The organism is Amedibacillus sp. YH-ame10 (genome assembly GCF_053848885.1).
Window position 1 is genome coordinate 97,044 of sequence record NZ_JBSPFA010000002.1, and the last position, 13,430, is coordinate 110,473.

General features: G+C 35.2%; 1 protein-coding gene and 1 riboswitch. The gene reads left to right on the forward strand.

Annotated elements, in window-relative coordinates; genetic code table 11:
• Positions 1-115: 115 nt before the first annotated feature.
• On the forward strand, positions 116-12,868 hold the full coding sequence (locus ACWG42_RS01480; RefSeq protein WP_455789721.1) for a hypothetical protein: 12,753 nt from the start codon (positions 116-118) through the stop codon (positions 12,866-12,868).
• 337 nt (positions 12,869-13,205) lie between these two features.
• A riboswitch (cyclic di-GMP riboswitch) is annotated at positions 13,206-13,286 on the forward strand.
• The last annotated feature ends 144 nt before the right edge of the window (positions 13,287-13,430 follow it).

The window sequence follows — 13,430 nt, forward strand, 5'->3', positions numbered from 1 at the left end:
GATAATGCATAACGTGCAATTATCCTTTTTACTCATAGGGATAAAAACAATAGAGGAAGAAAAGAATCATCAAATTTCAATAGTTTTGAATTTACACATTGGAGGGAATAAGTATATGAAAAAAATCAGCTGGAAAAGAACAATTGATAAAATAGGAAAGGTAACATTAGCGATGATTATCGCTTTTACATCTCTTTCACTCAATACACAATCTATATCAAAAATAAAAGCGGCATCACCTGAAAAGACAATGATGTTCGCAAAAGAGGGACTAAGTTATATTAAGAATCCACTGCCTGATAATAAATTGGAATGGCGTGGAGATAATCTGTACTGGGGCTCTGGTGGAGATTATATGAATGGTGCATTGAAATGGCAAATTCTTAATAAAAATGATACACGATACACCGGAGGAAGTAATCCTGGTATGTTGATTTTTTCTTATGTTTTGGAGAATTCAAGAGTTCAGTATACTTTAGATGATTATGATTATAGTACTAGGCCTTATGATAATTCGTACTTAGTAAAGCAAGTGGATTCTAGATTTAAAACACAGCTAACACCCAAAGAACAAAGTCAAACACTTACTAGCAATAATTCAAATAATCAGGCATATAGGATTGAATATGAAGATTACTGGTATACGCCAACATCTCCAATAAGTGAGGTTTGGGATGGTAAATTCACAAATAAAAAATGGTTTTCACCACCTGTAAGTTTGATTTACAACCAAGAATATGGTTTCAGTAGAACCAGTTATTCTAATGGAACTAAACCAAAGAATTTGTCCAAATTTAACCCATTGTTGGGTGGAGCATATTATGAAAGACGGTATTGGTTAGCTGGTTCAATGAGTAAAGATCTTAATAAATATATATCTGTACCAGCAGTTTATGCATATGGTGGTGCTGATCATGCAATTGTATATCCTAGTGCTGGAACTAATGCTATGTATATTCGTGTTGCCTCTGTCATTGATACTAAATCAGTACTTTTTGTATCGGCAGCCAATGGTGGGAAACAAGGGAATGGAGTTAGTTCTTATTTGGCACCTATTAATGCTAAAGATAGCAGTGATTGGAAGTTCACTTTAAAGGATGATACGCAATCTATTAAGGTAACGGATGTACAAAGACCAAGTGATACTGAAGCATTGATTAGCTATGAGAAAAATGGTCCAGGTAATTCCATCAGTGTAATCATGACAAATGATGCTGGTGATGAGATTTTATATTATGGACGTATTGCGAGTGTAGACTCTGGTTATCAAAAAGGTACAGCGAAATTGACGGTGCCTGCAGACTTGGATGAAAAAGGGTATAAGTATAAGGTGTTTAGTGAACAGTATAATGGAGAAACGCACACGGATTATGCAAATATGCCAGCTGAAATTGAAATACCATTAGCATATAAAGCTAGCTTTGAAGTTCGAGCATTAAAGGATGAAGATACAACAAGGACTCTTTTAAGTCCTTCTGAAAATGGGAAGTACAGTTTGTTCGCTAAAGAAAAAGTGGATTTTGAAATCAACGCAAATACAATAGCGGGTGTTACTGAGAATTTAGGTACCGCATTCACTCCATCAACGCCTACTACTACAGATTGGAAGAATTATACATACAATGACTTAAAGAATCCCAAAATTCTAAATGTTGTGCACGAGGGTATAACAGATCGAACGCTGTATTTTAGGGCAAATGATAAAGTACAAACAGTCACTTACAAGACTATGATTGAAAATATAAATCCTACATTACATGTGAAAGCACCAATTGTGAAAACAATGAAGGATGGTGTTGAACAAAACGACACATATAATAAGGGTTCACCATATTCTAAGATTATCTTACCAGTGGATGTCTCGGATACAGGAGCATTTATTTCGGGGATTGCCAAGGTAGAGGCAGTTCGTCTTGATAATGATACGCAAGTCCCAATTGAAGTAAACGGGACTACTTATAACAATGGGTATGTTCCATCTGAAAATGCAAATGGAACAGGACCTTCTAGTATAAGTGGTATCAATGTAAATTGCTTTGATACGGGAATATATAAAGTAAAGATTACAGTAAGTGATAAAGCGGGGAATAGCGTATCCTATACGAGTGATGAATTAGAAGTAGATAATGTCGTACCTAATCTGATTGTGGAATGGACAAATCCTACAGGAAAATCAAAAGGGAATACAGATCTTGATTATGACTTTGATGTATGGTCTGACCAAGAGGCAATTGCGAAATTATCATTAACTGAAGAAAGTGCAAAACAACAACGAGGTACTATTGAGTACTCTTATCGTTATGCAGAAACGGAAGCAGAATTAAATACTAAAGAGTATATAAAATTACAGGAAACACCATTAAAAGCGGATGCAACGGTGGATGTGGATTTACATAAAGAAACAGCGTTATTTTATGACTTTAAGGTGACCTCAAGAACGGGTGTTCATCATACAGTTAGAAAAGTGGTTAAAGTAGATGTAACTACACCTGATGATGTCTTAGTAACTCCTGATGCGATTTCAGCAAACAGTAAGGGATGGTATACGAAAAAAGAACTAACTGATCAGAAATTTAGTGTGGATGTTTCCTTAGAAAATAGCGATGTTAGTAAGATAAATGGATTTGTAGATGTATATTATCAAGGAGATATAACGAAGGGGAACATTGGAGAAAAGCAAGATGGAACCAATGGCACAAGGGATTTATCAACGTCTTTTGAAATTGGTTATAAAGGTGCAAAGGGTTTGAAGAGAATCAATCTCATTGAAGAAATGGGACAAGATGGAATATATACGATTAAAACTTACACCAAAGATGAAGCGGGTAATGTTACTAAAACAAAGACATATACTTATAAAGTGAACTTAGGTGGTTTGTCTTTAAAAGATATTTATCATGGTTCAGATAAGTTAGGAGATTTCACAGCTCCATCTACTATTTCACCTAGAAAGAAAGATGCAGGAGAGCTGACGATTGATGTTTTTCCAGGACCTGCTAAGTTGGAAAAAGTTGAGTATATGTTATGTGAAGACTTGTCTTTGGTAAAGGGAGCAACTGCACCAGAAGATGGTACATGGCTAACCTACGATGATACAAAGAAACCAGAGATTTCGAACTTTAAAGGTAGTATATTTGTGCGTATTACAGATGAATCTGGAGTTACAACAGAATATAGAACAAGTAATATCATGGTTGATGCGAAAAATCCAACTGTAAAAGTAACACCTGTAGAAGATACAACGAAATGGCAAGAGAATCAAAATTTTAAAGTGGAACTACAAGATGGAAATTCAGGACTAGATGGTTTTGAAATCAAATATGCCGCGCAAGGAATTTTGCAATCAGTCCGTATAGGAAGTAATGACTTCACAAGAGATGCCGATTGGTTTAAAGAACGTGGTATTATTAATTGGAAGTACGAACCAGGAACTGGAGATGATATTTCTAAAGTTTATAGTGGGAAGATAAGCTTTACATTTACAGATACAGCAGCTAGTAAGAATAGAAAAGATGGAAGTAAGCTTACTATACTTGGAACAGATGGTGTTGGTAATGTAGGGACATCAAGTGATATTCCATATAAAATTGATGCGGTAAAACCAGATGCTCAAGTAGAGTATTTAGCAAACACAGCTTTATGGGTGAATGAATATGCTAGTTTTAAATTAAAAAACAATGTCCAAGCAGAAGATGATACAACAACTGGAGAAGCTCATACGCTATCCAAAGTAACTTGGTATTATAAAGTTGGTGTAGCTTCAAGTGATTGGATTAAAATTAATGATACTCCGACGGATAAGGAACAAAGCTTTAAATATACAAAGGATATAAACGACACAATCTTCTTTAAAGCGGTAAGCGAATCTGGTTTGGAAAGTGATGTAATCACGAAATTAGTAAAAGTGGATACCAAAAAACCAGAAGTTCCAAGTGTTCGTGTTAAGAATCAAGCTGGATTAGAAACTCCGGATGGATTGAATGGATGGTATAACAAAAAATGGCCTACTATAATGATAGAAAATCCAACGAAAGGTGCTGAACCATCTTCTAATGAAACAACGTATTATCGTTTCTATACACAGGGGAATGGTGCGTTAGCACAACCGTCTATATTAGGACAGTCTATCTTAAATAGTAGATTTCAAAAACAAGGAACTTCACCTGAAAAGGGTATTCAAGAAGATAATAATAATGGTAAGGATACATTAGAGGAGTCTGCTGGAAGTGTGTCAACTTTACAAGTTCCTACTCCGAAAGCACCTGAGTCATATAAAGAACCATCTGTGATTGAAACAGGTGATAAAATTCAAAAGAAAGAATTTTACGTATTAAATATTTATCCTACATCAAGTAAATATCAAGATGATGGAAATCATTTTAGATCTTGGATGTATGAGATTTCTAATGAAGCTAATAGTATGCCTGTTCCTGATGAAGCAACCGCTACAAAGCTTTATAAGGAAAATGAAGTAATTGATTTAACGTATGGAAGTGGTGTGAATAAAATTACCATTCATATTAAGGGAGTAAATGCCAATTCCTTTAATAACTCTCCTACTGCCTATATGAAATATAGTAAAGATGGAACTACAGCACCAGATTTGATTTATTATGGTGCTGTGGATGCTGGTGGAAAATCTGGAGGTGATTTAGGAGAGAATTATAATGTAATTACAAATGATAAGAACGCATTGAATTTGGTAGAGCAATATTTACAAGCTGGAAATGGGTTCTTAGTGGGGCATGACACTTCTCATGCTCAACCAGGTCTTTATACACTACTTCAATCATATTTACGTTTAGAACCAAGTGAGGGGGGAGATGCTACTTCCTATGGTCGTAATGGAACAGGCTTACAGGTTGTAAAAGAAGGTAATATAACAAGCTTTCCATTTAAGATAGGCTCCTTAGGAACTAAGTTTGCGCGTGAAGATACGCACACGTTAGGTGGTATTCGTGCGTATGGCGATATTTGGATTGCGATGACGGATGGAACGGGCATTACTACGGATAGAGCCATTGGAGTAAACAGTGTTAAGAATTATTATTTGACTACAAATAATAACATAGGATTTTCTCAAATTGGGCATAGCACAATAAAGATAGGCAGTGCTGCGTATCCCACACAATATGCGGGTCGATATAATTATTCTAAAAGTATAGCTACAACGCCTGAGAAACAGTTGTTAGTAAATACGATAACAACACTTTCTCAAAAGCCAATTTCTCAGTTTCCATCTTCGGATGGAACACCACAACCAGTCGATGCGATTATTGTAACGAAAGAACAGTTTGAAATGATTGGTACTTCTGATATGTATCCTGCGAGTGGACGTTATATTTTACAACAAAATATAACAGTAGATACACCAATTGAAAACTTTACTGGTTCCTTTGATGGAGGAACTCGTACGATTACTGGTACTGCATTTAAGAATACTGGCAAGAATGCAAAGATTATGAATCTAACAATCACAGGAGGTTCTCTTGTATCTGGTAGCAATGAGGGACAAATCATTAACTGTAAGAGTATGGAAACAGCTCTTGCTCTTGTAAACATTAATGAAGCAAGTGGAAGTATTCAGTTTTCTAGTCTTAATAATAGTTCTTCCACTAAATTATATTCTGATGGAGGGATTGCTAATATAAATAAGGGTGTCATTGCAAATTGCAAAGTATCTTCCGATTTTAATTCCTCGACTTCTCGCCAATATATAGGAGGGATTTCTGGACTTTTAGATGCCGGTACAATAAAGAATTGTACTTTTAGTGGAAGTATTCTTTCTATAGATGATGATGCTGGTGGTATTGTTGGACAAATGAAAGCAAACGCAACCCTAAGTGATTGTGTAAGTTCTGGAACTTTATCAACACAATCGACATCTGCTGCCTCTAGTGGTGGGGTTGTTGGTAGCATGGATGGTAGTACTTCTATAATTACTACTTGCCAATCTAACATGTCAATAATATCAACAAATACTACAGGAGGTATTGTTGGGACAATCACTGGTGGTACGGTATTAAATTCAAAAAATATAGGCAGCATTCAATTAGTTGGTTCAGGTTTGGTTAATGTAATTGGACATGCTGGGGGTATTGCTGGTAAATTAGATAGCACGGGGATACTATACAACTGCTTGAATAGTGGAAGTATTACACTTTCTAGTTCAGCTGTTGGCTCTGTTTCTATTGGTGGTATTGTAGGAAATAATTCAGGAAGTATCGATACTTGCCAAAATAGTGGAGCATTATCAATAACTGATGTAGATTCTCTTGCTTCTTTGGGTGGTGCAGTAGGTATGAATGCTGGAAGCATTCAAAATAGTAGTACTGTAAATAGTAATATAGGTACTTCTTCTCGTAATACGATGGGAGGATTTGTAGGGGTTCATAAATCACCTGGTATTATCAATAATGCTAGTACAGATCAGGATAGTTTTGCAGGTATGAATTATTTATCTACAAGTCAACCTGTAATTAATGCGGATGGTATTTATCAGTTGGAAGTATGGAGTGAAGATGAGGCAGTAGATGTTGCAACTATGAAAGTACACAATGCATCTAAAAAACAGATGTATACAATCAAAGTAGATACAACTGCTCCTGATCCAGTGAGTATTGAAGTGGATAAAAATCCATTTACTCAATTCTTATCAAATATTACATTCAATCAGTTTTTCTTGGAGACAACTGACATCAAAATTACATCTGAAGATGTCACAAGTGGTGTAGGAAGTTTAAACTATGTGCTATACAACACCAAAGGTTTAACTGGCACAATCTCTAATGGAGATGGAACGCAAGATAAAAATGTAACATTGAATAACTCTTCAACGACCTTTGGAGTTACTCCTAATTATGAAGGATACGTAACGAGTAAAATTACAGATAATGCAGGTAACGTTAGAACAGTTTCAAGTGAAGGATTTAAAATCAATTCTACATTACCGCGTGTAAAAGCAGATGCGAAAGTCGGAACGAGCGATTATAATGGAGCTTGGACAAATCAAAATGTTACTGTTGATTTAACTTTCTTAAACAAAGATGGAGCTACAACATTAGGTGGAGATTTTGTTAACTATGAGTATACAACGGATGATGGAACAACGTGGAAGACTTTGAATCCATCTTCTGATAATAATGGGTACTTCACAGCTGGAAGTATTGCGGGAACAGCGGATAAAAAGCTTGGATTAACAATGAGTAAGGATACCGTTCAGAAGTTTAAATTCCGTTCAAAAATAGCAAATCGTAGTGATGATGCAAAAACATCATCAGAGACTGTGACAGTAATGGTTCAAATCGATAAAAATAAACCAACATTACAGAGCAGTGATCCTACATTTAATGTAAGTAAAGTTGTTGCAGATTCTATGAATTCTTCGACATTGCCTTCTGGGTATGCTGACGTATATGGAAAAGTTCCAACAATTTCTTTTGGTGCGAGTGATCCACTAATTAAGGGATATATGAATGGTGTTACTAATCAAGATATTGCGAGTGGGTTAATACGTGAAGAGTACAGTTTGGATGCAGCTCTAACGAAAAAGGGATATACAGATCCTATTATCCTTGAGGACGGACTTTATACCTTGAATTATGAGGTAGAAGATAGAGCAAACAATATCACAAAAATAACACAACAGAAATTTGTGGTAGATACGAAAAAACCAAATGCTCCAATTGTAGAAACTACAATAGATGGATCTACCTATACGCAAGGAGCATGGACGGATAAGACAGTCCTTGTAAGTGCAGAATTTGATAGTACTGCTCCAAAGAGTGGAAATAACAAAATAGAGTATATTATCTATAAAAATGGTATTGCAAGTGATGGATGGAAAACGTATACCAACAAGTTAAACATTTCGGCAGATGGAAGTTATGACATTCGATTCCGTTCCACTAGTAATGCTGGTCACATTAGTGATGAAGCCACTACTAGTATTAATGTAGAAGCTTCTAAACCTAGTATAACAGTGAATCCTGTAGGAGTAGTATCTACAGATGGAACTGTAAATTGGACCAATGAATCTGTAAGTTTTGCGATTTCTACGAATGGTAAGCAATTATTTTATAAAGATACTGATGGTGATTATGTAGAATACAAGGAAGATGGAGCATCTGTAAACTTCAAAAATTTTGTAGTTGAAAGTGAAGGTATTTATAAATATCAATTCAAAGCGAAGAATAAGTCTGGGGTAGAATCGGATGAAACCACAACGTATATCGTAGGATATGATATTACGAAGCCTGATGATCCTACATTATCGTTTGAAGATCAAGAAGATAAATCTATTACAGATTTTACAAAATGGTATACGAAAGCAAGTGTAACCATTAAAGATGATACAGTAGCCAAAGCAGATGAAAGTCCAAGAACCCTGTATTACAATATGAGAAAATTAGGGGAAGTAGGAACTTTCATAAAAGTTACCAGTACAGAAGTGGAAATTGGTCAAGATAAATTTAAAAATGGCACTTGGGTCATAGATGCATATACCAAAGATGCCGCAGGTAATGCTTCTAGGACCATTAGCAAAACGATTAAAATTAGTAATAGTATACCAACCATCACAATAGAAAAAGACAAGGTACCAATGCAAGCAAGTGATGGAAATACTCTTACGGTTGAAAAAGATGGTAAAACTCTTGAAGTCTATAATGAACCAATTGAAGTCACTTTAAAAGCAGAGGATGAAATTGGAATCGAAAAGATTGAATACCGTACAAAGGTAAGCGAAGCATGGAAGCTATATACTGGGCCTCTAGATTTAGGAAACTTTGAGGGAACCGTGTATGTGAAAGCTAGCAATCATGCTGGGACTTCTTCTGAAGCTGAATACTCATATGTAGTGGATAATCAAAAACCAAGTGTTGAAATACATGAAAGAAATGGAAAAATACAGAGTAAGTGGTATGTTGATGATTTCTTCTTAGATATTAGTGGTGGAGATGAGTCTATTTCTGGATTTGAACGCTATGAGTATAGTGTAAATGGTAGTGAATGGTTACCGTTAACAAATAAGAGAGATGATGCGAAAACTGATTTATTAGATAATGCTACTTATAAAATAGATACAAATGGACAATATAACATCAAAGTTAGAAGTCTTTCTAAGAATGGATTATATAGTGATCCAGCAACATATAAAGCGTGGTTAGACAAGGAAAATTTTAATCTTGCCATTGAAGTACATGCTAGTGAAATTGCTGATGAAACAATTTGGAAGGGTGGAGTGAAATTTACCTTGAGTGCAAATGCTTCACCACTTTCTGGAGTTGAATACTATTATAGTCAAAAGGTAGATGCAGATGGAAAACTTGAAAATCCAATAAAAGTTTCTGGAAATGAAGTTTTAGTCAATGAATCTACAGCAGCAAAAGGTGTGCGTTATTACTTTATGGGAATATCAGGAACTGGAAAGAAATCTGCTGTGATTGATGAAATCGCATATGTGGATAGAACTGCTCCTAAAGCGCCATTGATGAAGATGGAAAATGGAACTTTAGGTAAAAATGATTGGTATATAAGCGCACCTGATATTCATGTTGAAACTATTAAAGATAGCGGTGATACAAAGTCTTATAAAGATGTTGATGATGTGAATAGAACACAGGTAACTTCATACTATAACTTACAAGAAATAGGAAAGACAAATACAGATTCCTTTGTACAAGGAGAGAATGTAATCTTGTCCGATGGAGAATTTGAAGTTGTTGGTAGAGCGAAAGATAATGCAGGCAATATTTCTTCATTAACTGCGCGAACGAAAGTGAAAGTAGATACGAAAAAACCAGTAATGCAAGGACTACAAGCCTCAAGAACAACGTATTCAGGACTTACATCATTATGGAATAGAATTACTGGCAAAGAATACTACAATGAAGAGATAACAGTAGAAGTTCAAGCAACCGATATAGGTTCAGGAGTAGATCACTTCAAATACTTTACAACAGAAAATGGTATAGCATCATCTGAAAAAGCTGTACAAGCAGATAAAGATGGTATTGGATGTATTTCTTTAAGTCCTGATTTTGATGGAACATTGAGTGTATTTGCTGTGGATGAAGCAGGCTGGAAAAGTGATGTGATTGTTTCCAATCCTATGCAAATTGAAGTAGAAAAACCTACCATATTTATAGACCCTGTTTCATCTAGTGAATGGATTACAACAGAGAAAGCATACAGTGTCTTAGTGAAAGATGAAAAGAGTGGTATTGCATCTATTCAGATAATGCAAGATGGTGTTGTCGTGTTTGAGAAAAATGATTATGTGAGTACAAATGAAGTAAAGATAAATACTGCTTCAGATGGAACAACTTCATTAAATTTAGTACAAACACCTACTGGGTTATCTAGCATTAGTGTAACTGTAAGAGATCACTCTGGGAATGAGCAAACACGTAATGAAACATATTTTGTTGAGACGAGTGCTCCAAATCTAGATGTAACTGCAACGTTACCAGATGGAAGTGGAGGAACATTGTCTTATGAAGGTAAACCTAGCGCAGAGGATGTAACTCTACAGGTAAGCCTACATGAAATTGCAATTTCTGGAATCGCAAAAATGGAAGTAGCTACCTCAAGTAGTCAAACTGGACCATTTACTTCATGGCAAGCAGTTGATAGAAATGCAAGTGGCGTGTATGAAGTAATTGCTACAAAAGAAGAAAAGGTATATTATCAGTTCAAAATTACAACAGTAGCTGGAAACACCAATGTTTCTACTCCTAAATTGGTAGATATCAATAAAAATGTACCTGGTATCGCTAGTATAGATATACAAGCTAAGGGTATTTCCGTGAATGGAGCATGGGTGAATACCGAGCAAACTGTTATCTTGAGCGCGCCTGTTTGTACGGATACTGGCATGGCTAACGACTACGAATATGGATATAGTGTTAAAAATTCACTAGGTGTAGAAGTGAAAAATGGTACAATGCAAATTCCTACAGATGGGATAACAGCACCTAAACAAACTTTCAAATTAAGTGAAGAAGGAGAAAGTACAATTATTGTTTATGTGCGTAAGAAAGATTTAAGTCAAAGTGGGCCTAGGGTAAGTGCAATTGCTCGATATGATGCAACTAACCCTACAGATGCAACCATCCAAGTTGTCAAGGTAAAAGAGAATGATTGGAAGGCTAAAGTGAAAATACAGGATGCATTGAGTGGTGGTCAAGCTATCGTCTATTCCATTGGAGATAGCGGAAACTTAACAGTACAAAGGAAAAATGAAGATCCAATTGGATATGTAGAAATTCCATTTGATATAACACAATATCCTAGTGGAACAGAAATAAAAATCTTAAGTATTGTAGATCGCGCTGGAAATGTTGCGGATATAAGTGCAACTCCAATTATTAAAGATATTCCAAATGAGGATGAACTTGGAATAATCGAGGCTGACATTAAGGTCAAAAATGAAGACAAAGTCAATGGTTGGTATCGAAAAGAAATGACTTCGTTAGAAATTTCCGCAAAAACAACTAGTGGCAAGCTTAAAAATGAAATTGAGAAAGTTACCTTCACTGATGAAAACGGTAGTAAACATGTTTATGAAGGCTCATCTCTTGGCAGTGATCTAACTAAATTTGTAAATGAATACATTTTTCAAACAAATGGAATATTTACATTTGAAGTCAGAGCGGAAGATACCTTAGGAAATGTAGATGTTGCCACACTCTCCATAAAACGTGACAGCATAGGACCAGCTAAACCTTCAATCAATCTCTACACGACAAAAGGAATAGAAATTCCTACATCAGGAAATGCCTCAGAAGTCGTTGTAGTAGAAATAACTCCAGACATGAGAGGAGAAGATAATACAACCTCACCATTATCAAACTGGCAATATAGCGTAGATGGTGGAAAAACTTGGTCTGAACAAATCAAAATTCAAGATGGTGCCAATTCTTGGAAGTATACGTTAAACTCAAACATAGATAGCGATGAATTTGTCGTACGTATCATTGATGAGGCAGGAAATGAAGGAACACCAAGTGATGAGAAATCATTACATATGAAAGATATAACTGCACCGATTGATCTAGCAATTACGGAAGCTAATGGAGAAGTTATTTCAAGTGCATATAAAAATACGAATCCAAGAATTTTAAAGGTTTCTGCTATTGATCCAAAAGATGGTGTGATTTCTTCTGGATTATCCACATGGATGTATAGTTTGGATGGAGGAACCAATTGGAGTGAAGAACTTTCTTGGGATGGTAAAACAGAAGCAGGTGTTCCACAGGTAATTTCCATTAAAGATGATGGTATCCATACAGTAATTTTCAAAGTAAAGGATGCTGTTGGAAATGAAAGCGTTTTAAAGAATGCAGCAATTGTAAAAGTGGATACACGAGCTCCACAACAATTAAATATTACACAAGCAGATGGAGGACATTTAAAATCTGTTTACAAAGATGTAAAAGAAGTGGATTTAAAAGTATGGGGTGTAGATCTTGACAACAAAGGGCAACCAGCAAGTGGTATTGAATTCTGGAATTACAGTTTAGATGGAGGTACTTCTTGGTTGAAGTCAAATCTTAAGTGGAGTGAAACGGATAATACCATAACACTTACAGAAGACAAATCCTATAATATTGTTTATAAAGTAATAGACTATGCCGGAAATGAAGCAAGATTGATGGATTCGATATCGGTTCATAAAACATCAAGTATTGAGAAACCTATTGATCCAGTAGAAAAACCGAATAAAGATACTAACAAGGACGCAAGCGATTTTGGAACGAATACTGGTGATTATGATAGAACATCGAAATGGGGAATGCTTGTTCTAACGAGTGGATTCTTTGTAGTTCTTCTTATTCGTAAAAAGAAAAAAGATTCACATGCTTAAAATCGTTATGATATAGAAGTGAAGATGAATCTTGGATAATAACTAATTCGTTTAAGCCCAACAAAAAGTTCGTATAGATGCAATGCATCATACGAGCTTTTTTGTAATATGCTAGGATTTCACAGACAAAATTTCTTATGTGTACGATAATCATAAACAAGCACAATTATCTAAATCTAAAATAATTTACAAAGAAATGTAGGTGTTAAACATCTTTAAAAATGTAGATATATGAAAAAAAAATAGAAAAAATAACATGTTTATGGGATGTTCTTAATTCACATATGCATGTAAAATTAAAGTGAACGTTAACGTGTATGATGTTAACTAGAATAATATTAAGATTCGGCAAAACTACTGTGAAGTAGTGACGCAAAGCTATAGGGGCTTTATTTGTTAAAGTTAGCCAGTTGTGTACCATCTAGAGATAGAACAACACACTGGGAGAAGGTGTGTTTTTTATACTCAATTAAGGTAATAATAATCAGAAAATTTCTATTAGTACAAGATATTGACTAGTAGAGATTTACCATGATATTCGTCTGTTATCTATAGATCGATA

Coding starts and splice junctions, on each gene's coding strand:
- ACWG42_RS01480 (WP_455789721.1), top strand. CDS start 116: ATGAAAAAAATCAGCTGGAAAAGAACAATTGATAAAATAGGAAAGGTA.